Below are 441 nucleotides of genomic sequence, written 5' to 3' on the forward strand. Positions count from 1 at the left end.
CCTTGTTAGGTGTTTTTGGCGCAAAACTTGTTCATTAACTTCTTATAGCTGAATTTGAACAGCCAAACAATTGAAGGATAAGGTAATAAAATAACCATCCAAATCAGGGCTTTTAATGGCCAACCAACTCCCATGTTTGACCAATAAAGCTGAGTGGCTATTCCGCGCATTTCAGGTGCAACCTTTTTCAACCTTTCACATTCTGAAAAACCAAAAGGGTCATATCCCAATAAATCAAGGCGCATACCTGTATAAAAGTGAGGCCAATAAGCGCCTGAAATGATAGCCAAAGAGATAAGTGAGGCAGAAATTAGATACAACTTCAAGTAACTGTAACTTTTGTATACGCAATAAACCGGTGTAAATACAATGGTTAATAACATTAGTAACTTAACACTTAAATCTAAAAATTCCATCTAGACTATCTGAACACCTAACGCC

At 36.7% G+C, this 441-nt stretch carries 1 protein-coding gene; it reads right to left on the reverse strand.

All coding sequences use genetic code 11. From position 1 onward, the window contains the following. Window positions 1-5: 5 nt before the first annotated feature. Entirely contained in the window at window positions 6-416 is a 411-nt protein-coding gene (locus tag ACGHEH_RS21770; protein ID WP_390449899.1) for a hypothetical protein, read from the reverse strand. Window positions 417-441 lie beyond the last annotated feature (25 nt).

This window comes from Pseudoalteromonas sp. MTN2-4, assembly GCF_042848605.1.
Lineage (GTDB): Bacteria > Pseudomonadota > Gammaproteobacteria > Enterobacterales > Alteromonadaceae > Pseudoalteromonas.